This is a genomic window from Rhizobium sp. WCS2018Hpa-16 (assembly GCF_031843705.1).
Lineage (GTDB): Bacteria > Pseudomonadota > Alphaproteobacteria > Rhizobiales > Rhizobiaceae > Agrobacterium > Agrobacterium tumefaciens_C.
In genome coordinates, this window is the sequence record NZ_JAVTIX010000001.1 from 690,123 (window position 1) to 711,014 (window position 20,892).

The window sequence follows — 20,892 nt, forward strand, 5'->3', positions numbered from 1 at the left end:
AGAACCAAGATCAAGCCTAACCAACAGGGGTAACAATGAGAAAACTCATCATCGCACTGGCCGCATCTGCCGCCGCAGTTGTCGGTATTGTTCCGTCCGCGCAAGCCGCAGATGCCAAGAAGGTCTGCTTCGTTTACGTCGGTACAAAGACCGATGGCGGCTGGACACAGGCACACGATATTGGTCGTCAGGAACTGCAGAAGCATTTCGGCGACAAGATTGAAACGCCTTTCCTCGAAAGCGTTCCTGAAGGCCCTGATGCCGAGCGCGCAATCGAGCGCATGGCCCGTTCCGGCTGTGAACTGATCTACACGACATCGTTTGGCTTCATGGACGCGACCGTAAAGGTCGCGCAGAAATTCCCGAAGGTGAAGTTCGAACACGCAACCGGCTTCAAGGGTGCAGCAAACCTCGCGACCTACAATTCGCGTTTCTACGAAGGCCGTTACATTCAGGGCCAGATCGCTGCCAAGATGTCCCAGAAGGGTCTTGCCGGTTACATCGCTTCCTTCCCAATTCCTGAAGTTGTGATGGGCATCGACGCCTTCGTTCTGGGCGCGCAGTCGGTCAACCCAGAATTCAAGGTCAAGGTCGTATGGGCCAACACATGGTTTGACCCCGGCAAGGAAGCCGATGCCGCCAAGGCGCTGATCGACCAAGGCGTCGACATTCTGACCCAGCACACAGACACGACTGCACCGATGCAGGTTGCAGCCGAGCGTGGCATCAAGGCTTTCGGTCAGGCATCTGACATGATCAAGGCTGGTCCAAACACGCAGCTGACGGCCATCGTCGATACCTGGGGCGCTTACTACATCAAGCGCACACAGGCCCTTCTCGATGGCACATGGAAGTCCGAATCGGTCTGGGATGGCCTGAAAGACGGCATCCTGACCATGGCGCCTTACACCAACATGCCTGACGACGTGAAGAAAATGGCCGAGGAAACCGAAGCCAAGATCAAGTCCGGCGAGTTGCACCCCTTCACGGGCCCAATCAAGAAGCAGGACGGTTCCGAGTGGCTGAAGGCTGGCGAAAAGGCTGAAGACAAGGTCCTTCTCGGCCTCAACTTCTACGTCGCAGGTGTGGACGACAAGCTGCCGCAATAAGCATTGCGTCTGGAATTCGCTACTTCTATCGTGCCGCGCATAGGCTCTATGCGCGGCATTTCTTTGAGGAGAAAGCGATGAAGATACTGCGAACCACCGAGATTCTTGAGGTCAATGACAGTGATCTTTCAGGCTCGACCTTCAACGACGCCAACCTTTCAGGCACGTCGTTTAATCAGATCAATTTCTCAGGTGCATCATTCAACGACAGCAATATGAGCGGCTGGTCCATCAGTGATGCGAACCTGTCCGGCCTCGTCATGAACGCCGTGAACCTATCTGGCGCTATTATCAAGAATGCCAACCTGACGGGCGTCCAGATTAGCGCCAGCCGGTTGACTGGCGCGACCATTGACGGGATCGAGATCAGCGAGCTGCTGGCGGTCTACAAGGCGAACCGACCCTGAAGTGATTGCGGTTCGATCTTGCTTTGATCTTTAGGGCACAACTGCTAAATGACCCGCGCGTGGCTGGCCGCGCGCCGCTTGTTTATTATGGAGATTTCAATGGAACGCAGTTGCCTTGCCGTCATTCTCGCCGCTGGTGAAAGCACGCGCATGAAGTCGTCCATGTCCAAGGTGCTGCATCCCGTGGCTGGCCGGGCGATGATTGCGCATGTGATGCAGGCCGTGGCGGGTGCGGGCGTCAACTCTGCCGCCCTCGTGGTCGGGCGCGATGCGGAAAAGGTTGCGGAAGCCGCGCGCGGTGCAGGTGTGAGCGTTGAGCCCTATCTTCAGAAAGAGCGACTGGGCACCGGCAACGCGGTTCTCGCCGCACGGGCCGCCATTGAAGCTGGCTACGATGATATTCTGATCGCCTATGGCGATGTGCCGCTCCTCACATCCGAGACACTCAACAAGGCGCGTCAGGCGCTAGCTGAAAACGTCGATGTGGTGGTCATCGGTTTTCATACGGACAAGCCCACCGGCTACGGCCGTCTGCTGGTGGAAAACGGCGAGCTTGTTGCCATCCGCGAGGAAAAGGATGCGACAGAGGAAGAGCGCAAGGTTACCTGGTGCAATAGCGGACTGATGGCGGTCAATGGCCGTCGCGCGCTTGATCTTCTGACCCGCATCGGCAATCAAAATGCCAAGGGCGAATATTATCTGACTGATATTGTCGAGATCGCCCGCTCGCTTGGTGGCAAGGCCATCGCCATCGATGCGCCGGAAAGCGAACTAACCGGCTGCAACAACCGCGCCGAACTCGCTTACATCGAAAAGCTCTGGCAGGAGCGTGCGCGCCACCAATTCATGATTGATGGCGTGTCCATGATCGCGCCGGAAACGGTGTTCCTGTCTTGGGATACCAAGATCGGTCAGGATGCGTTGATTGAGCCCAATGTGGTCATCGGGCCCGGCGTTACCATCGAATCAGGTGCCATCATTCACGCATTTTCCCATCTGGAAGGCGCGCATGTCAGCGGCGGCGCCACTGTCGGCCCCTATGCGCGGCTGCGTCCCGGTGCCAATCTGGCTGCAAATTCCAAGGTCGGAAATTTCTGCGAGGTCAAGAAGGCCGAGATCGGCGAGGGTGCCAAGGTCAATCACCTTACCTATATTGGTGATGCCTTCGTCGGCGCTGGCAGCAACATCGGGGCCGGGACCATCACCTGCAATTATGATGGCATCAACAAGCACGAGACGCGAATCGGCAAGAACGCCTTTGTCGGCTCCAACTCCTCGCTGGTTGCGCCCGTCACCATCGGTGACGATGCCTATGTAGCCTCCGGCAGCGTGATTACGGATGATGTGCCTGCCGATGCACTGGCCTTCGGTCGCGCGCGACAGGAGATCAAGGAAGGCCGCGCCAACGCCCTTCGTGCTCGCGCCCAGGCCATCAAGGACGCGAAGAAAAAGACCTGAATTCCGTTCTCGACATCGTAACGGATAGACATTGAAAGTGACTGCGGCCGCGATTGCGGATTTCGCGGAAATCGCTAGGACTTCGGCTAGCGAGAACGTTTTGGAGAAGTGCATGTGCGGCATAGTTGGAATTGTTGGAACGCAACCGGTTGCGGGGCGCCTTGTGGAAGCGCTGAAGCGTCTGGAATATCGGGGTTATGACTCCGCTGGCGTTGCAACGATCCATGAGGGCGCGCTTGCCCGCCGCCGTGCCGAAGGCAAGCTGTTCAATCTCGAAAAGAAGCTTTTCGATGAGCCGCTGGCGGGTCTGACCGGCATCGCTCACACCCGCTGGGCCACCCATGGCGTTCCCAACGAAACGAACGCACACCCGCATTTCGTCGATGGCGTTGCCGTGGTCCATAACGGCATTATCGAGAACTTTTCCGAGTTGCGTGATGAGTTGGCGGCCGAAGGCGCTGTCTTCACCACGCAGACGGATACGGAAGTCGTGGCGCAGCTTCTGGCGAAGTTCACCCGCGATGGCTTGGACCACCGCGCTGCCATGCTGGCCATGCTCAACCGCGTGACCGGTGCCTATGCGCTGGGCGTGATCTTTCAGGATGACCCCGACACCTTGCTGTCGGCCCGTTCCGGCCCGCCACTCGCCATCGGTTACGGGCGCGGCGAAATGTTCCTTGGCTCAGACGCCATCGCCCTTTCGCCCTTCACCAACGAAATCACCTATCTGGTCGACGGCGACTGCGCCATTCTGACCCGTGACGGTGTGGAGATCATCGATTTTTCCGGCAAGCCGGTGCAGCGTCCGCGCCAGATTTCGCAGGCCACGGCCTATGTCGTGGATAAGGGCAACCACCGCCACTTCATGGAAAAGGAAATCTACGAGCAGCCAGAGGTCATCTCCCACGCGCTCAGCCACTATGTGGATTTCGCTGAAAAGCGCGTGAAGCCAGCCGATCCCGCCATTGATTTTTCCAAGCTCACGGGCCTTGCAATTTCTGCCTGCGGCACTGCTTACCTTTCCGGCCTCATCGGCAAATACTGGTTCGAGCGTTATGCGCGCTTGCCCGTTGAAATCGATGTCGCATCCGAATTCCGCTACCGGGAAATGCCGCTGCTGCCGACGCAGGCGGCGCTGTTCATTTCGCAGTCTGGTGAAACGGCAGATACGCTGGCTTCGCTGCGCTATTGCCAGGAAAACGGTCTGAAGATCGGCACCGTGGTCAATGTCCGCGAATCGACCATGGCACGTGAGTCCGATGCGGTGTTCCCGATTCTGGCCGGGCCTGAAATTGGCGTCGCCTCCACCAAGGCTTTCACCTGCCAGCTCGCGGTTCTCGCATCGCTTGCCATTTCGGCAGGCAAGGCTCGCGGCACTCTGGATGCCGCGCAAGAAACAGAGCTCGTGCGCCACCTGATCGAAATGCCGCGGGTCATGAGCGAAGTCTTGAACGCCATCCAGCCGCAGATCGAAACCCTGTCGCGGGATCTCTCACGCTTCAAGGATGTGCTGTATCTCGGTCGCGGCACCAGCTATCCGCTGGCGCTGGAAGGCGCGCTGAAGCTCAAGGAAATCTCTTATATTCACGCCGAAGGTTATGCCGCTGGCGAGCTGAAGCATGGGCCTATCGCGCTGATCGATGAGAACATGCCTGTCATCGTTATCGCTCCGCATGACCGGTTCTTTGAAAAGACTGTCTCCAACATGCAGGAAGTCGCAGCACGCGGCGGCAAGATCATTTTCATCACCGATGAGAAGGGCGCTGCCGCCTCCAAGCTCGAAACCATGGCAACCATCGTTCTCCCGAATGTAGATGAAATCATCGCGCCGATGGTCTTCTCGCTACCCATCCAGCTTCTGGCCTACCACACCGCTGTCTTCATGGGCACCGATGTGGACCAGCCGCGCAATCTGGCGAAGTCGGTCACTGTGGAATAATCGGCATTCAGGGGACGCCGTCGGCTCGGCTGGCGTCTCCCTAACAAAGATTTCACAATCCTTAACTTGCAGCAGGGAACAGCGTCCGGCATGATCCGTTATCATCCTGCCCGGAGCGTTCACATGGAAACGCTCCAGCCTCGGTGATGCCGAATAACAGCCCTACGGATTGTATGACAGATCACCCCCTCAAAGTTTCGTTTGCGACGCGGTTGCGCAACAATTTTCTGACCGGCATCCTCATTCTTGCGCCGGTCACGATTACCATGTGGCTGGTGTGGACGTTCCTCCAATGGGTGGATAGCTGGGTCAAACCCTATATTCCGGCGCGCTATGACCCGGAGCAATATTTCGATGTTGCCATTCCCGGCTTCGGCCTTCTGGTGGCTGTCATTGGCATCACGCTCATCGGCTTCCTCGGTAACAATCTCATCGGCAAATGGATTGTCGGCGTGGGCGAGTCGATCCTCAACCACATGCCCTTTGTCAGGCCCATCTACAAAAGCATCAAGCAGCTGTTCGAATCGGTTTTGAAGGAGCATTCCAGCTCGTTCAAGAAGGTCGGCCTGATCGAGTTTCCGTCGCCCGGCACATGGGCCATGGTGTTTGTGGCATCGGATGCGACAGGCGAAATGGCCCACCGCTTCAACGAGATGGGGCAGGAGATGGTCGCGGTCTTTCTGCCGCCAACGCCGGTACCCACGGCGGGCTTTCTGCTGTTCGTCCCGAAAGACAAGATCATCATGCTGGACATGTCGCCGGAAGACGGCGCAAAGTTGCTCATCTCCGGCGGTCTGGTCGCTCCGGATTTCATAGCCAAGACGGCTGATCAGCCCGTCGTGGATCAATCGTCGTCGTAAACTTCGCTCGACGTCGCGGTCGAATGAAAGACCGGCACGAAGACGCGCATATAGACGAATTTCATGCTCCAGCCTTCCTCCTGCGCCTTGGCCCATGCTTTCTTGCGCCCGGGTTTCTTGAAGTTTTTGGCTATGGCTTTCTTCTCGGTCTTTGCGAAAGTTTCCGGCTGAATGAGATTGGCCGGAGAGCAAAGCGCGTAGCCCTTTGAAAAGGCTGGCGGCGGAAGGGGCATGTCATTCATGAAGGTCAGCCTGCATGGAGGAAACGGATCGCTTCGTCGCGGCGATGGAGATAGAGCAGTGTTCTCAAGTTGCGGCCACGGTCGCTCATCAGTTCCGCGTCGCGTTCTATGATGTAGGCGGCATCCTTGCGGGCAATCTCCAGCAGGTCGGCATGTGCCTCAAGACTGGCGATGCGGAAACCGGGTGTTCCAGATTGGCGGGTGCCCAGAAGTTCACCTTCACCACGCAGCTTCAGATCCTCTTCTGCAATCAAAAAGCCATCCTCACTGTCGCGCAGAATGGAAAGGCGCGCTTTGCCCGTCTCGCTGAGTGGCCCCTTATAGAGCAGGATGCAGGTGGAAGCCTCATCGCCACGCCCCACGCGGCCACGCAGCTGGTGAAGCTGGGCAAGGCCGAAATTCTCGGCGTGCTCGATGACCATGATCGTGGCATCCGGCACATCCACGCCCACTTCCACCACTGTCGTTGCCACCAGCAGGCGGGTTTCACCGCTCTTGAAGGCAAGCATGGCCGCGTCTTTTTCCGGCCCGGTCATACGGCCATGGATGAGGCCTATGTCTGCGCCCAGTGACTTCGAGAGGACGGCGTGACGTTCTTCCGCTGACATGAGATCGGATTCCTCCGATTCCTCCACCAGCGGGCAGATCCAATAGGCTTTCTTGCCGTCGGCAAGCGCGCTTTTCAGCCGCGCAACAATATCGCCGATGCGCTCGGTGGAAATCGTCACGGTCTGGATGGGTTTGCGGCCAGCCGGTTTTTCCGTCAGCTTGGAAACATCCATGTCTCCGAAGGCGGCGAGAACCAGCGTGCGGGGAATGGGTGTCGCTGTCATGACCAGCATGTGCGGCGAGATGCCCTTGGCGGTCAGTCGCAGGCGCTGGTGCACGCCGAAGCGGTGCTGCTCATCCACCACCGCCAGCACGAGGCTCTTATAGGTCACGCTATCCTGAAACAGCGCATGGGTGCCGATCACGATCTGGGCCTCACCGGAGGCAATCTTTTCTTCTATTTCCCGGCGCTCTTTGCCCTTCGTGCGCCCTGTCAGCACCACGCAGGAAATGCCAGCCGTGGCGGCGAATTTTGAGATGGTCGCAAAATGCTGGCGGGCGAGAATTTCGGTCGGTGCCATCAGCACAGCCTGTCCGCCAGCTTCCACGGCTGTGGCCATGGCCATCAGCGCCACAAGCGTCTTGCCCGCGCCGACATCACCTTGCAGCAGCCGCAACATGCGGTCTTCGCCCGCCATGTCGGTCAGAATGTCCTTCACCGCAGCGCTCTGGCTTGCCGTCAGCGAAAACGGCAGGTTGGCTAGAATCTTGGCAGCATATTCTCCCTTGGCGCGAATTGGTTGGCCGGTGACCTTGCGAAGCCGTTGGCGCACCAGCGCCAGCGACAGCTGACCAGCCAGAAACTCGTCATAGGCAAGCCTTCGCCGTGCAGGCGCTTGCGGGTCGATGTCGGTTTCGTCGCGGGGGTCGTGCAGATCACGAAAGGCGGTTGCTACATCGGGAAAGCTCTCACGCCGCGCCAGCGCCTCGTCGATCCATTCCGGAAAGACCGGCATTTTGGAAAGCGCGCCATCGATGGCCCGTCTTAGAACCTTGGGCGAAAGCCCTGCCGTCAGCGGGTAGACTGGCTCGACCAGCGGCAGGTTCTCGGCCTCGGAAACCTTGACCATGAAATCCGGGTGCACCATGGAGGCGCGGCCATTGAACCAGTCGATCTTGCCGCTGACCATCACCTCTTCATCAACAGGCAGAGCCTTGGAGAGCCAATCGCCCTTTGCGCGGAAGAAGGTCAGCGCCAGTTCACCGGTCTCGTCATGCAGAAACACGCGGTAGGGTGCTGCGCGGTTGCCCGGCGGTGCAGGCTGGTGGCGGTCTATGCGACCTTGAATGGTTACGATCGCGCCCTGTGGGGCGTGCACAATGCCGGGGCGGTTGCGCCGGTCGATAATGTTGTAGGGCGCGTGGAAGATAAGGTCGATGACCCGGCTTTCCAAAGCGTTTTCCCGACCCAGAAGCTTAGCCAGCAAATCGGCAAGTTTCGGCCCTACGCCTGCAAGCGTGGCGACAGTAGCAAACAGCGGATCGAGGAGGGCGGGGCGCATGGCGAGCAAAATCGTGGAAGGGCGGGCGTAATGCAAGGGCGGCTTGCCGATAAACTCAGTTTATCACCGGCAGTTTTGCGAGGTCCGGCAATATTTTCCTAAAAAACCGGTTCCCAATCGTTCCTGTCCTGTTCTATAGGAAAGGCCACGTCAACAAACGGGTGAATGCCATGACAGGACTGGTGCGCACAAGCGCTGACCTCGATCCGAGGCGCAGGCGAATTCTTTATCGGTGCTGGCACCGCGGCATCAGGGAAATGGATCTGGTTCTCGGCCAGTTCGCGGAAGAAAACATCTCCGATCTTTCCGAAGAGCAGCTGGACGAGCTGGAAATCATCATGGATGAGGAAGATCAGGACCTCGTGCAGTTCGTGACGGGGGCACAAGCCATTCCGGAGAAGTTCCAGACGCCTCTGTTCATGAAAATCATTTCCTACCGCCCGGATTTTGATCTGGTCACCGCCCAGAACGGAAATAGCCCTCAATGATAGCTGGATTCGATGTCAGGCTGGTGGCATCGGCCAACACGCCGTTGACCATTGGCAATGTGCCTTCTGGCACGGAAGCCTTTCTGCTGGCCGATATGGCCCGCCAAGGCACGCCCGTTGCCTATGTTCTCTCCGACGGCCAGCGCGTGGCTGATCTGGAGCAGATGCTTGGCTTCATTGCGCCTGATATTCCCGTTCTCTCACTGCCCGCCTGGGATTGCCTGCCCTATGACCGCGTTTCGCCCAGTGCGCATGTGTCGGGGCGGCGACTGGCTACGCTATCAGGCCTGATCCACCACCAGAAAAAGCCACATCCGGCCATCGTGCTCGTCACCGTCAATGCCATGTTGCAGAAGATGGCGCCGCGTGACGTCATCGAGAGTCTTGCGTTCTCCGCCAAGCCCGGCAACCAGATCCGCATGGAAGAAATTGCCGCGCGGCTGGAGCGCAATGGTTTCGACCGTGTGGCAACGGTGCGCGAAGTGGGCGAATTTGCCGTGCGCGGCGGCATTTTGGACGTGTTCGTGCCCGGCACGGAAGAGCCGGTGCGTCTGGATTTCTTCGGCGATACGCTGGAAAGCATCCGTAGTTTCGATCCCGCCAGCCAGCGCACCATCGGCCAGGCCCGTTCGCTCGATCTAAACCCTATGAGCGAAGTGACGCTGACGCCGGATACGATTGGCCGTTTCCGCAAGAATTACCTGACCATGTTCGGCGCTGCCACCCGGGATGACGCGCTCTATCAGGCCGTTTCCGAAGGCCGCCGTTACGCGGGCATGGAGCACTGGCTGCCCCTGTTTTACGAAGAGCTGGAAACCGCCTTCGACTATCTCAAGGGCTTCCGCATCGTAACCGATCACACAGCCCGTGAGGCCGCTGTCGAGCGTGCCAAGCTGGTGAATGACTATTATGATGCACGCCAGACGTCGGGCGAGAAAAAGGGCTCCACGCAGGGCGCACCCTATAAGCCGGTCGCGCCAAGCCAGATTTATCTGGGTGCGAAAAGCTTTGAGACGGCGCTGGATGCCGTCAATGCCGTTCGCCTGACGCCGTTTAACGAGCAGGACAGCAAAGACAAGCCGGTTGCCTTGCTGGATGCCCATGTCGGGCCGCGCTGGGCCAAGTCGCAGACGGAAACCGAAAGCGAAGACCGAGTCAACGTCTTCACCCTTGCCGTCAAGCACATTGCCGAGCGCCGGTCCAAGGGCTGGAAGGTGTTGATCACCGGCTGGTCGGAAGGTTCGCTCGACCGCATGTTGCAGGTGCTGAACGAGCATGGTCTTGAAAACATCAAGACGGTGCAGTCGTTCAAAGAGGTGGATAAACTCGGCAAGGGCGAGGCCGCCGCTGCGGTCTTAAGCCTTGAGGCGGGTTTCGAAACCGGCAATCTGGCCGTGATTGGCGAACAGGATATTCTGGGCGACCGCATGGTGCGGCGCTCCAAGCGCCGCAAGCGCGGGGCCGATTTCATCTCGGAAGTTGCCGGGCTGGATGAGGGCTCGCTCGTCGTCCACGCCGAACACGGCATTGGCCGCTTTGTTGGCCTGCGCACCATCGAGGCGGCCGGTTCACCGCGTGATTGCCTTGAGCTGCATTATGCCGATGAGGCCAAGCTTTTCCTGCCGGTCGAAAACATCGATCTTCTCTCACGCTACGGGTCTGATTCGGCAGAAGCCAGCCTCGACAAGCTGGGTGGCGGCGCATGGCAAATGCGCAAGGCCAAGCTCAAGAAGCGCCTGCTGGACATGGCGGGCGATCTCATCCGCATTGCCGCAGCCCGAATGGTTCGCCATGCACCGGTGCTGGCAGCGCCCGATGGTCTCTATGACGAGTTTGCGGCCCGTTTCCCTTATGATGAAACGGAAGACCAGCTCAACGCAATCGAATCGGTTCGTGAAGACTTAGGCGCCGGTCGCCCGATGGATCGCCTGATCTGCGGCGATGTCGGCTTTGGCAAGACAGAAGTGGCACTTCGCGCCGCCTTCCTTGCGGCCATGAATGGCGTGCAGGTTGCTGTCGTCGTGCCAACCACGCTTCTGGCGCGCCAGCATTTCCGCACCTTTACGGAGCGGTTCCGTGGGCTTCCCATCCGCATCCAGCAGGCGTCACGCCTTGTCGGGACGAAGGAACTGACGCTGACGAAGAAGGAAGTGGCCGAGGGCAAGACGGATATCGTTGTTGGCACCCACGCGCTTCTGGGCGCTGGCATCAACTTCGCCAATCTCGGCCTTCTCATCATCGATGAGGAGCAGCATTTCGGCGTGAAGCACAAGGAACGGCTAAAAGAGCTGAAAAGCGATGTGCATGTGCTGACGCTGTCGGCCACGCCCATTCCGCGCACGCTGCAACTGGCCATGACCGGTGTGCGGGAACTGTCGCTGATTACGACGGCACCCGTTGACCGCATGGCGGTGCGCACCTTCATCTCGCCGTTCGATGCGCTGGTTATTCGCGAAACGCTCATGCGCGAGCATTACCGTGGCGGCCAGAGCTTCTATGTCTGCCCGCGTCTGGCGGACCTTGCCGATATGCACGCCTTCCTGCAATCTGACGTGCCGGAGCTGAAGGTTGCCGTTGCCCATGGGCAGATGGGCGCTGGTGAGCTGGAAGACATCATGAATGCCTTCTATGACGGCAAATATGATGTGCTTCTCTCCACCACCATCGTCGAGTCGGGCCTCGACGTTCCGACAGCCAATACGCTGATCGTGCACCGTGCGGATATGTTCGGCCTTGCGCAGCTTTACCAGCTTCGCGGCCGTGTGGGACGTTCCAAGGTCCGCGCCTTCGCGCTCTTCACCCTGCCGGTCAACAAGGTGTTGACGACCATGGCGGAGCGCCGCCTCAAGGTTCTGCAATCGCTGGATACGCTCGGCGCAGGCTTCCAGCTTGCCAGCCACGATCTGGATATTCGCGGCGCAGGCAATCTGCTCGGCGAAGAACAGTCCGGCCACATCAAGGAAGTTGGTTTCGAGCTTTACCAGCAGATGCTGGAAGAGGCCGTGGCCGAGGTGAAGGGTGAGGACGAGGTTCTCGATACCGGCTGGTCGCCACAAATTTCGGTTGGCACATCTGTCATGATCCCGGAAGCCTATGTGCCGGATCTGCATCTGCGCATGGGTCTCTATCGCCGCCTGGGCGAGTTGACCGACCTCAACGAAATCGATGGCTTCGGTGCCGAGATGATTGACCGCTTTGGCCCGCTGCCGAAGGAAGTGCAGCACCTGCTCAAGATCGTCTACGTCAAGTCGCTGTGCCGCACGGCCAATGTCGAAAAGCTGGATGCGGGTCCAAAGGGCGTCGTCGTCCAATTCCGCAACAAGCAATTCCCGAACCCCGCAGCGCTGGTCGGCTATATCGCCAAGCAGGGCTCCATGGCCAAGATCAGGCCAGACCACAGCGTGTTCCTGACCCGCGATCTGCCAACGCCAGAAAAGCGTCTGTCCGGCGCAGCCATGGTCATGACGCAGCTCGCGGAACTAGCGAAAAACTGACCCGTATTAAATCGCCGTTTCTTACGGCGATTTAATCAAACGGACATGAAGCGGTATGGTCTGGAGGCATAGTCTCACCTCATCGGCAAGGCGCTCTTCGCCACACGCCGTCAGATGAAGGAGCAAGACTATGTTGACCACCATGAACAGGTTTGTCACCGCTGGTCTGGTTGCCTTGACAATTGCGGGCACCACAATTGCCACCGCCAGCCAGGCAGAAGCACATAACAATTTCGGACGCGGATTGCTCGCCGGTATCGCCGGCACGGTTGTCGGGGGTGCGTTGATCAACAGCGCATCGCACAATTATAATAGTGGTCCGGTCTATGCCGCCACTCCGGTCTACAGCCAGCCTGTCTATGGCCCCCCGGTCGTCTATCAGCCCGTTTACCCCCGCTGCCATGTTGCATGGAGACAGGATGGCTATGGCGATATGTACCGCGCCAGGGTGTGTGACTGATCAGGATCAGTTTGCGTGCGATTGATCTCTAGGGTCATCATCGTCGGGCGTCATGGCGACATTCACATTCTGATCTGCCGCCGCAACTGAAGTGGGCAGGGGCACGTGCCTCTGCCGCTCACGGATCAGCGTAATCAGTCCTGAGCCAATGATAAGCGCAATGCCCACCAGCATCCAGCCATCCACATGGTCACCGAAAATCAGGTAGCCGAACAGGATTGCCCACAGCATCTGGCTGTATTGCGTGGGCCCGATCATGGCCGCAGGCGCGTATTGGGCGGCATACATCACGAGCACATTGGCGAGAGCGCCGAGAAGGCCATAACCGGCCAGATACATCCATTGCTCGGCATTGGGCGGCGTGAAGGTCGAAATCATCGCAACTCCGCAAATCGCCAACGTGCCGATCAGCCCCGCCCCATAGAGCGAGATGTTCTTTTCCGATGGCCCCATGGCGCGGAGAACGACGATGGAAATCGCGCCGCATAGACCGGCGATGATGGCGGCGATATGCCCGGTCGAAAGCTCGCGGAAACCGGGCCTCAAGATAACCAGCACGCCGGCAAAACCGATGATCACGGCTGACCAGCGTTTGAACCCGACCTGTTCTTTCAGGAACAGGACCGACATGATGGTGACGAAGGCTGGCAGCAGGAAGATGAGCGCAAAGGCTTCCGCCATCGAAAGATGGGTGAAGGCCGTAACCGAGGTGATGGCGCCGACGCCTGATGACAGAAACCGCAACAGCCACAAGGGCCGGTTGGTGGTGCGGACGATATCGCGCCAGTCATCGTGTCGCTTGCGGATGAAGGGCAGGGCGCAGAGCCCGAACAATGCGCCGAAGAAGGCGGACTGAATGGGCGACAATTGCCCTTCGATGAGCTTCACGCTCGCATCGCTCCAAGCGTAGGCTGCGAAGGCTGCAAATGCGAGCAGAATGCCCTTCAGCGTGTTATCGGACACGGAGACACCAGAAAAAGGGAGGGGCCGGGAATCGCGAGCGAGGCGCTGACGATCAGTTCATTGCCCTATGCTCTTCCAGCTTCATTCTGGCAATATCCCGCAGCGCATTAATCAGCACTTCCTTGCTCTGCGCGCCGCTGACCGCATATTTCTGGTCCAGAATGAAGAATGGAACTCCCGATACACCCATCTGCTGGGCAGCGTCGATTTCGGCCACGATGGTGTCCTTGTCGGCATCGGAGGCCAGCAACTTTGTCACGACCTCGCGATTCATCCCGGCCTTTTCGCCAATGTCGGCCAGCACGGTGTGGTCGCCGATATTGAGGCCCTGTTCGAAATTCGCGCGGAACAGTTCGTTGACGACCTTGTCCTGAAACTCACGTCCCTCGGCATGCGCCCAAAGCGAAAGGCGATGGGCGTCCAGCGTGTTGGGGCCAATTTTGATCGCATCGAAATCAAAGGCAATGCCGACTTCCTTGCCAAGCTGTGTCAGCATCTCGTGGGCCTGCTCAACCTTGTCCTTGCCGCCTAGCTTCTTCTCCAGTTCGGCCTTCTGGTCCACACCTTCAGGCGGGTAATCCGGGTTAAGACGGTAAGGGCGCCAGTTGATGTCGACGCTCACCTCGTCCAGAACCTCAGCGATGGCGAGATCAAGCCGGGCCTTGCCGACATAGCACCATGGGCAGACCATGTCCGAGACGACGTCGATAACAATGCGTTGCATGGTGCTTCCCTTTCGGACTTGAAAAATATCCGCTCCATCTAGGAGCGTTGAGAGGCGTGCGCAAGGCGTTACCTCAAGAGAACCATCTCACGGGCTCTTCTGGGCGCGGGCATCCCACCAAGTCGTTTTCTGTGCGCCGAGAAGCGGTATGCCGTCTGGCCGCTCGATATATTTCCAGCGCGCCACCCATTGCGCACCGATGTAATAGAGCGGGATGACGTAATGCCCTGCCGTTAAAAGCCGGTCGTAGGCGCGGACAGCTGCCTGGAAATCCTCGGTTGAACGCGCCTGCAAAAGCGCCTCCAGCATCCGGTCCACATCGGGGTCAGCCACACCAGCATAATTGAAGCTGCCATTGGCATCGCGAGAGGCGGAGCCCCAACGGTTCAGCTGCTCAGCCCCCGGCGAAAGCGAGGAGGGAAGCGAGCGGATAATCATGTCGTAATCGAAACTGTTCGAGCGCGCCTGATATTGCCCGTCATCGACAGAACGAATCGCCATATCGACACCGATGAGGCGAAGCGAGCGCTGATAGGCCAGTGCGATGCGCTCCTGCGCCGGATTTTGCGTCATGAGTTCAAAGCTGAGCTGGCGGCCCGAGGTGTCAGACATCCTGCCGTTCTTGATCGTGTAACCGGCCGCCTTCAGCCTGTCGACAGCGAGTTTCAGCACGGTACGGTCAGCGCCCGATCCATCCGTCACCGGCATGGCGTAGGTACCTGCAAGAAGTGCGGGCGGCAGTTTTTTGGCGGCGTCGCCCAGCAGCGCCAGTTCACGCGCATCTGCCGCGTTGCCGAATGCGCCGAGGGTGGAATTTTGCCAGTAGCTCTGCGTTCGCTTGAACGCCCCGCCGAGAATGTTGCGGTTCATCCACTCGAAATCTAGGACATAGGACAGGCCTTCGCGAACATTTTTGTCGGCAAACAGCGCGCGGCGGGTGTTGAAGACCAAACCGAACATGCCCGATGGCATCCGGGTTTCGAAAACGTCTCTGGCAATCTCGCCGCGTTGAACCGCCGGGAAGTTGTATGCCTGCCCCCAATGGGACGTATCGGAGGTGCCATTGATCGCATCGCCTTCCGGGTAGATGTCGATATCACCCTTCTTGAAGGCTTCGAACATGGTCGTGACCTGCAGGAAGTAGAGAATGCTGATTTCGTCGTAATTGTCGAAGCCTACTTTCGAGGGAATATCCTTGCCCCAGTAATTGGGGTCTCGCTGCCAGACGACACGTTCGCCGGGCTTCAAGGTCTTGATGGTGTAAGGACCAGAACCAACCACCGGGCCAAGGCCGCCCTGTTCGAATGTCGCCTGGTCGATGGCGTGTTTCGGCAGTATGGGCGTGGAGGAGGCGAGAATCAGCGGCGTTTCGCGGTTGGCATTCTCGTTGAAGGTGAAACGCACGCCGTGCTCTCCAACCTTCTCCATTTTCGCCACGCCATTCAGGCGGCTGTTGAAGGGTGGACGTCCCTTTTCCTTCAACAGATTGAAAGTGAAGATCACATCATCAGGCGTAACCGGCTGGCCATCCTGCCACTTTGCCTTCGGGTTCATGTTGAACTGGATGTAGGTTCTATCGTCATCCCACTCGGCACTTTCCGCCAACAAGCCGTAAAGCGAAAACGGCTCGTCGCCGGAACGTTGCATCAACGGTTCATAAAGGAGATTGCCAAATTCCGGGTCCCACACGCCGCGCGCTGTCGTGCGCATGCCCTTCAACACAAAGGGGTTGAGGCTGTCAAAGGTGCCGACGACGCCATAGGACATGCGTCCGCCTTTTTTGACGTCAGGGTTCACATACGGAAGGTGCTTGTAGTCTGCGGGTAGGGCAACGGTGCCATGCATCGAAATCCCGTGGAGTGGTTCCGCCAGCGCCAGACCTGAAAAAAGAAGGGCGGGGATGAACGCCAAAAGGCTTCGCATATTAATGTCCTGTCGCATTCCGGCTGTCTGATCCCTGCGTTGATGCGGGAAACCCGTCTTGTATTGATTCCCGCGCAAATGTATCACAGACGACGCAACGGCGCGAAAATCGGTTTTGATTTTCGTAAAGCATGATGCGTAACTAAAATATGTTCGAGCGGTCTGAGTGTGTCGAATAGACACACAACGCTCGCGGGCAGGCATCCTGCGAGAGAAAACTTGTCGGGCTTCTTTAAAAACTCAAAGAAGTGCTGGATATCGTCCTCAACGGGATGTAACAGGTTTGCCGAAACACTCGGGTCACGCATTTGCCTCATTTAAACGACAGTTGAACGGGCAGACGGTTACCGGCGATGCCAAGCAGTTCGTACCGTTCTGCTTCGTCTAAGAAAATTCAGGAGACGGAACTCTTATGATGCATAACGCAAACACATTCAGCCGCGCAGCCCTGTCTGCCCTCGTTCTTTCGCTGGGTGCAGTGGCCGCACCGGCTGTGTCGCAGGCGCAGCAGGCTGCCGCTCCGGCCGGCGCACCGCCACTTGGCTGGTTCAAGACATGCAGCAAGCAGGAAGACAATGATGTTTGCGTTGTTCAGAACGTTGTTCTCGCGCAGAACGGCCAGATGATCACGGCTGTCGGCCTCATCAGCGTTGAAGGCAAGGTCAACCGCAAGCTGCTTCAGGTTTCCGTGCCAACAGCACGTCTGTTGCCTCCCGGCGTCATGATGCAGATTGATGGTGGCAAGGGCCAGAAGCTGGATTACGCAGTCTGCCTTCCAGACAAGTGCACCGCAGAAGTGCCTTTGACGGATGCGATGATTGCCAGCATGAAGAAGGGCACGGAAATCGTCTTTACGTCGATCAACTTCCGCCGCGCGCCGAACCCTATCAAGATCGCTCTGAACGGCTTCACCGGCGCTTACGACGGCCAGCCAATCACGCAGTCTCAGCTTGCTGAAAGCCAGCGTTCGCTGCAGGAAGGCATGCAGAAGAAGGCTGAAGAAGCGCGCAAGAAGCTCGAAGCCGCTCAGGACGCTGCCAAGACCAAGCCAGCGAACTAAGATATTGAATCATAAAAAAACCGGCCTGAGATTTCAGGCCGGTTTTTTGCTGCTCAGATTTCGCTAGCAATCTTAGTGCGTCATGGCTGACTTTGCCCGCAACTCACCATTGGGAGTGGTGTCGAATATGCGGGAGATATTCGGGTTGCGCAGCGGCTGGTCGCTCTCATCGTGCACCAGGTTCTGCTCCGATACGTAAGCGACATATTCTGTCTCATCGTTTTCGGCCAGAAGGTGATAGAACGGCTGGTCGCGCTCAGGGCGTATCTCAGCAGGAATTGCGTTCCACCATTCCTCGGTATTCGCATATTCTGGATCAACATCGAATACCACGCCGCGGAACGGAAACATCTTGTGGCGAACAATCTCACCAATCGTAAACTTAGCGTCTCTTTGTTTCATGGCATGCACATCCTTTCCCGATACAATTTGGGGTTAGAATGCAAAATATCAAGTTAATGTTTGGCTGATCTTCAAATTGTTACCGGCGTCCGAACGGTGCCGTTGCCAGCACCACTCCGCCTGTGACCAGCACGATGCCGAGCGCATGATAGGTCTCAAAGCTCTCGCCAAGAAACACCACGGCCATGACGATTGAGACCGGCGGCATCATATAGAGCGTGATTCCCGCCGTGGAAGCACCGAACACACGCACTGTGTGGGTGAAGCAGTAAAATGCGAAGATGGATGCGAACAGGATGATTCCACCGATCTTGGCCCATGCCATGGCCGTGTGGGGCAGCATGCCGCCCTGGGCTAGTTCAATCGCAGCCGGTGGCAAAAGAACGAGCGCGCCTGAGAACGCAATCAACCCGAAAAGGCTGAGAGATGCCATGTCCCGCGCCGCCGGATCTCGCAACAGCAGCGAATAGACCGCGAACGAAACCGCCGCGACGAGAATCGCGATATCGCCAAGATTGAATTTCAGGTGCAAAAGCGCGCTCGCATCACCCTTCAGGACAATGACTGCAACGCCCGCAAAGGCGATGGCCATGCCGACAACTTCCAGCCGCCTGATGGCCCGGCCATAAAGCACGCGCTGAAACAGGATGATGAAGAGGGACGACGTGGTGTAGATTAGGGTGCCATTGGCAGCCGAGGTCATGGTCAGGCCCCAATAGACAACGCCACCACAGATGCCCATGCCCAGAATGCCGAGAATGAGCCAGAGCGCGGTTTTCTGTCGGATAAAGCGTGCGCAGGCCCGCCAGTCGCTTGCGATGAAGGGCGCCACGCAGAGTAAGGATAGAGACCAGCGCAGAAAGGCCGTCACGAAGGGTGAGACTTCGCCAATCACGCCACGCCCGAAAATCACATTGCTGGAAAAGAAGAAGGGCACCGCGAGGAAAATCAACCAGTCACGCAGGCGAGGGGTCTTGTCTGTCGATGTCATGCTTATGTCAGCTTGGAGAATTGGCCGGTGCGCTTGCAACGTATGTGTTGCGGGGCTTGATCGGAATGCCATGAAAAGAAAAAGGCGCCCCGGAAGGCGCCTTTCCGATGGGCTGATTAAGCCGAGTAGTACATGTCGAATTCCACCGGGTGAGGGGTCATTTCGAAACGCATGACTTCGTGCATCTTCAGTTCGATGAAGGCATCGATCTGGTCGTCATCGAACACGCCACCGGCTGTCAGGAACTTGCGATCCTTGTCGAGGCTGTCGAGAGCTTCACGCAGCGAGCCGCAAACCGTTGGAATCTTCTTCAGTTCCTTGGCTGGCAGGTCGTAGAGATCCTTGTCCATTGGCTTGCCGGGATGGATCTTGTTCTTGATACCATCGAGACCAGCCATCAGCATCGCGGCAAAGCCGAGATATGGGTTCTGGGCAGGGTCAGGGAAGCGAACTTCGACGCGCTTTGCCTTCGGGTTGGAGCCGAATGGAATGCGGCAGGATGCAGAGCGGTTGCGGGCGGAATAGGCCAGCAGAACCGGTGCTTCGTAACCTGGAACCAGACGCTTGTAAGAGTTGGTCGTCGGGTTTGTGAAGGCGTTGATGGCCTTGGCGTGCTTGATGATACCGCCGATGTAGTACAGGCAGGTTTCAGACAGGCCCGCATATTCGTCGCCAGCGAAGGTTGGCTTGCCACCCTTCCAGATAGACTGGTGAACGTGCATGCCGGAACCGTTATCGCCGAAGATTGGCTTAGGCATGAAGGTTGCGGTCTTGCCGTAAGCATTGGCGACCTGATGCACAACATACTTGTAGATCTGCATCTTGTCGGCGCTGGAAACCATCGTGTCGAACTTCACACCCAGCTCGTGCTGCGCGGACGCCACTTCGTGGTGGTGCTTTTCAACGACCACGCCCATTTCGCCGAGAACGGTCAGCATTTCAGAACGCATGTCCTGAAGGCTGTCGACCGGAGGAACCGGGAAGTAGCCGCCCTTGACGCGTGGACGGTGACCCAGGTTGCCTGTTTCGTAGTCCGTGTCGTCGTTGGATGGCAGCTCGGACGAATCAAGCTTGAAGCCTGTGTTGTATGGGTCTGCCTTGTACTTCACGTCGTCGAACACGAAGAATTCAGGCTCAGGACCCACGAAAACCGTGTCGCCGATACCGGATGCCTTGAGGTAGGCTTCGGCCTTCTTGGCTGTGCCGCGTGGGTCGCGGTTATAGGATTCGCCAGAGACCGGGTCGAGAATGTCGCAGATGATGACCATGGTGGACTGCGCGAAGAACGGGTCCATATGAACCGTTCCCGTGTCAGGCATCAACACCATATCTGACTCGTTGATGGCCTTCCAGCCACCGATCGAGGAGCCGTCGAACATGACGCCATCGGCAAACATGTCTTCGTCTACACAGGCGATGTCCATGGTAACATGGTGCAACTTCCCCTTGGGGTCGGTGAAGCGCAAGTCAACGAACTTGACGTCGTTGTCCTTGATTTGCTTAAGAATATCGTTTGGGGTCGTCATTGAAAACTTTTCCTTGAGTGTTTGGATAACAAGGTGAAGCCCCGGCTTTCCCGGGTTCAGTCTTTTTATATGGCGTCTACGCCTGTCTCACCCGTACGGATACGGATGACCTCTTCAACATTGGACACGAAAATCTTTCCATCGCCAATGCGTCCGGTCTGCGCGGCGTTGCGAATGGCCTCAATCACGGCATCCGCATTTTCATCCGCAAGCACAACTTCGACCTTCACCTTCGGCAAAAAGTCGACGACATACTCTGCCCCGCGATAAAGTTCCGTATGGCCTTTTTGACGACCAAAGCCCTTGGCTTCTGTAACCGTTATTCCCTGAAGTCCGACTTCCTGAAGGGCTTCCTTCACTTCGTCGAGCTTGAAAGGCTTAATGATCGCTTCGATCTTTTTCATGAGAAAATATCTCTCCGCTTCTTCCGTTAAAGCGGTCTTTCCGCTCTCCGATAAGAATGCACGTATCGTGCCAGATCGGAAGTCGGTTTGAATAAAAAATCTTAAAAAAATGCGTGTCCAAGGTCAAAATCTGCCCTTCCTCACTGTATTCTTGGGTGAAAATGCTGTCAGCTCACAGAAATTTCGAGATTTTTTCACGATTTTGTCAAAATTCGCACCTGTTACTTATGGGTAAATGCACCATGCGCTGCGCGTAAATAATAGCCTTTTGCCTGTTTTTTGTGCGCGGTAATGTGCTTATTTTTGCGCCGGTTGCCTTTTGCGGAATTTT

18 protein-coding genes are annotated in these 20,892 nt (G+C 57.5%); 9 read left to right on the top strand and 9 right to left on the bottom strand.

Annotation, left to right across the window (positions count from 1 at the left end):
- Positions 1-35 precede the first annotated feature (35 nt).
- The 5 genes from RQI55_RS03485 (at position 36) to RQI55_RS03505 (ending at position 5,773) form a co-directional block, all read left to right on the top strand.
- Positions 36-1,109, top strand: a complete 1,074-nt coding sequence (locus RQI55_RS03485; RefSeq protein ID WP_042619032.1) for a BMP family ABC transporter substrate-binding protein — start codon at positions 36-38, stop codon at positions 1,107-1,109.
- A 77-nt stretch (positions 1,110-1,186) separates the two neighbouring features.
- Positions 1,187-1,516, top strand: a complete 330-nt coding sequence (locus tag RQI55_RS03490; protein ID WP_243255715.1) for a pentapeptide repeat-containing protein — start codon at positions 1,187-1,189, stop codon at positions 1,514-1,516.
- A 99-nt stretch (positions 1,517-1,615) separates the two neighbouring features.
- Positions 1,616-2,974 (top strand): bifunctional UDP-N-acetylglucosamine diphosphorylase/glucosamine-1-phosphate N-acetyltransferase GlmU, encoded by a 1,359-nt coding sequence (gene glmU / locus RQI55_RS03495; RefSeq protein ID WP_243255718.1) that lies wholly within the window; start codon positions 1,616-1,618, stop codon positions 2,972-2,974.
- A 112-nt stretch (positions 2,975-3,086) separates the two neighbouring features.
- On the top strand, positions 3,087-4,913 hold the full coding sequence (glmS, locus tag RQI55_RS03500; protein ID WP_042619034.1) for a glutamine--fructose-6-phosphate transaminase (isomerizing): 1,827 nt from the start codon (positions 3,087-3,089) through the stop codon (positions 4,911-4,913).
- 173 nt (positions 4,914-5,086) lie between these two features.
- On the top strand, positions 5,087-5,773 hold the full coding sequence (locus RQI55_RS03505) for a DUF502 domain-containing protein (protein ID WP_042619035.1): 687 nt from the start codon (positions 5,087-5,089) through the stop codon (positions 5,771-5,773).
- Here RQI55_RS03505 and RQI55_RS03510 read toward each other — a convergent pair.
- Positions 5,758-6,015: a hypothetical protein gene (locus RQI55_RS03510; RefSeq protein WP_311272159.1), complete on the bottom strand. Its 258-nt coding sequence runs from the start codon at positions 6,013-6,015 to the stop codon at positions 5,758-5,760. The two genes, RQI55_RS03505 and RQI55_RS03510, sit on opposite strands and share 16 nt — an antisense overlap.
- Before the next feature lie 5 nt (positions 6,016-6,020).
- Positions 6,021-8,126 (bottom strand): ATP-dependent DNA helicase RecG, encoded by a 2,106-nt coding sequence (gene recG, locus RQI55_RS03515; protein WP_311272158.1) that lies wholly within the window; start codon positions 8,124-8,126, stop codon positions 6,021-6,023.
- A gap of 170 nt (positions 8,127-8,296) precedes the next feature.
- Here recG and RQI55_RS03520 point away from each other — a divergent pair, with 170 nt between their 5' ends.
- The 3 genes from RQI55_RS03520 to RQI55_RS03530 all read left to right on the top strand — a co-directional run bounded on the left by RQI55_RS03520 (position 8,297) and on the right by RQI55_RS03530 (position 12,568).
- Positions 8,297-8,614 (top strand): succinate dehydrogenase assembly factor 2, encoded by a 318-nt coding sequence (locus tag RQI55_RS03520; RefSeq protein ID WP_042619037.1) that lies wholly within the window; start codon positions 8,297-8,299, stop codon positions 8,612-8,614.
- A complete protein-coding gene (gene mfd / locus RQI55_RS03525; protein WP_243255723.1) occupies positions 8,611-12,108 on the top strand; it encodes a transcription-repair coupling factor in 3,498 nt (1,165 codons plus the stop codon). The genes RQI55_RS03520 and mfd overlap by 4 nt, the downstream gene beginning before the upstream one ends.
- Before the next feature lie 130 nt (positions 12,109-12,238).
- Entirely contained in the window at positions 12,239-12,568 is a 330-nt protein-coding gene (locus RQI55_RS03530) for a hypothetical protein (protein ID WP_042619039.1), read from the top strand.
- 6 nt (positions 12,569-12,574) lie between these two features.
- Here the strand turns inward: RQI55_RS03530 and RQI55_RS03535 are convergent, their stop codons facing one another.
- The 3 genes from RQI55_RS03535 to RQI55_RS03545 form a co-directional block, all read right to left on the bottom strand.
- Positions 12,575-13,531 (bottom strand): DMT family transporter, encoded by a 957-nt coding sequence (locus RQI55_RS03535; protein ID WP_243255725.1) that lies wholly within the window; start codon positions 13,529-13,531, stop codon positions 12,575-12,577.
- Positions 13,532-13,583: 52 nt separating this feature from the next.
- Positions 13,584-14,255, bottom strand: coding sequence for a DsbA family oxidoreductase (locus RQI55_RS03540; RefSeq protein WP_042619041.1), 672 nt, complete (start codon positions 14,253-14,255; stop codon positions 13,584-13,586).
- Positions 14,256-14,342: 87 nt separating this feature from the next.
- Positions 14,343-16,178: an extracellular solute-binding protein gene (locus RQI55_RS03545; RefSeq protein WP_243255726.1), complete on the bottom strand. Its 1,836-nt coding sequence runs from the start codon at positions 16,176-16,178 to the stop codon at positions 14,343-14,345.
- A 412-nt stretch (positions 16,179-16,590) separates the two neighbouring features.
- Between RQI55_RS03545 and RQI55_RS03550 the strand changes: the two genes are divergently transcribed.
- Positions 16,591-17,238: an invasion associated locus B family protein gene (locus RQI55_RS03550; protein ID WP_042619042.1), complete on the top strand. Its 648-nt coding sequence runs from the start codon at positions 16,591-16,593 to the stop codon at positions 17,236-17,238.
- A 72-nt stretch (positions 17,239-17,310) separates the two neighbouring features.
- Here the strand turns inward: RQI55_RS03550 and hspQ are convergent, their stop codons facing one another.
- From hspQ to RQI55_RS03570, 4 genes are all read right to left on the bottom strand, one after another.
- Complete coding sequence (gene hspQ / locus RQI55_RS03555; protein ID WP_042619043.1) at positions 17,311-17,640, bottom strand: heat shock protein HspQ; 330 nt, start codon at positions 17,638-17,640, stop codon at positions 17,311-17,313.
- A gap of 79 nt (positions 17,641-17,719) precedes the next feature.
- Complete coding sequence (locus tag RQI55_RS03560) at positions 17,720-18,631, bottom strand: DMT family transporter (RefSeq protein WP_243255727.1); 912 nt, start codon at positions 18,629-18,631, stop codon at positions 17,720-17,722.
- Between the two features lie 116 nt (positions 18,632-18,747).
- The gene (gene glnA, locus RQI55_RS03565; RefSeq protein WP_042619045.1) at positions 18,748-20,157 is read right to left on the bottom strand and encodes a type I glutamate--ammonia ligase; all 1,410 of its coding nucleotides are present in this window, start codon (positions 20,155-20,157) and stop codon (positions 18,748-18,750) included.
- Positions 20,158-20,222: 65 nt separating this feature from the next.
- Positions 20,223-20,561, bottom strand: coding sequence for a P-II family nitrogen regulator (locus RQI55_RS03570; RefSeq protein ID WP_007753933.1), 339 nt, complete (start codon positions 20,559-20,561; stop codon positions 20,223-20,225).
- Positions 20,562-20,892 lie beyond the last annotated feature (331 nt).

Bases quoted from the DNA above. Each gene is read 5' to 3' on its own strand.
- RQI55_RS03485 (WP_042619032.1), top strand. From the start codon at position 36: ATGAGAAAACTCATCATCGCACTGGCCGCATCTGCCGCCGCAGTTGTC.
- RQI55_RS03490 (WP_243255715.1), top strand. From the start codon at position 1,187: ATGAAGATACTGCGAACCACCGAGATTCTTGAGGTCAATGACAGTGAT.
- glmU (WP_243255718.1), top strand. From the start codon at position 1,616: ATGGAACGCAGTTGCCTTGCCGTCATTCTCGCCGCTGGTGAAAGCACG.
- glmS (WP_042619034.1), top strand. From the start codon at position 3,087: ATGTGCGGCATAGTTGGAATTGTTGGAACGCAACCGGTTGCGGGGCGC.
- RQI55_RS03505 (WP_042619035.1), top strand. From the start codon at position 5,087: ATGACAGATCACCCCCTCAAAGTTTCGTTTGCGACGCGGTTGCGCAAC.
- RQI55_RS03510 (WP_311272159.1), bottom strand. From the start codon at position 6,015: ATGAATGACATGCCCCTTCCGCCGCCAGCCTTTTCAAAGGGCTACGCG.
- recG (WP_311272158.1), bottom strand. From the start codon at position 8,126: ATGCGCCCCGCCCTCCTCGATCCGCTGTTTGCTACTGTCGCCACGCTT.
- RQI55_RS03520 (WP_042619037.1), top strand. From the start codon at position 8,297: ATGACAGGACTGGTGCGCACAAGCGCTGACCTCGATCCGAGGCGCAGG.
- mfd (WP_243255723.1), top strand. From the start codon at position 8,611: ATGATAGCTGGATTCGATGTCAGGCTGGTGGCATCGGCCAACACGCCG.
- RQI55_RS03530 (WP_042619039.1), top strand. From the start codon at position 12,239: ATGTTGACCACCATGAACAGGTTTGTCACCGCTGGTCTGGTTGCCTTG.
- RQI55_RS03540 (WP_042619041.1), bottom strand. From the start codon at position 14,255: ATGCAACGCATTGTTATCGACGTCGTCTCGGACATGGTCTGCCCATGG.
- RQI55_RS03545 (WP_243255726.1), bottom strand. From the start codon at position 16,178: ATGCGAAGCCTTTTGGCGTTCATCCCCGCCCTTCTTTTTTCAGGTCTG.
- RQI55_RS03550 (WP_042619042.1), top strand. From the start codon at position 16,591: ATGATGCATAACGCAAACACATTCAGCCGCGCAGCCCTGTCTGCCCTC.
- hspQ (WP_042619043.1), bottom strand. From the start codon at position 17,640: ATGAAACAAAGAGACGCTAAGTTTACGATTGGTGAGATTGTTCGCCAC.
- RQI55_RS03560 (WP_243255727.1), bottom strand. From the start codon at position 18,631: ATGACATCGACAGACAAGACCCCTCGCCTGCGTGACTGGTTGATTTTC.
- glnA (WP_042619045.1), bottom strand. From the start codon at position 20,157: ATGACGACCCCAAACGATATTCTTAAGCAAATCAAGGACAACGACGTC.
- RQI55_RS03570 (WP_007753933.1), bottom strand. From the start codon at position 20,561: ATGAAAAAGATCGAAGCGATCATTAAGCCTTTCAAGCTCGACGAAGTG.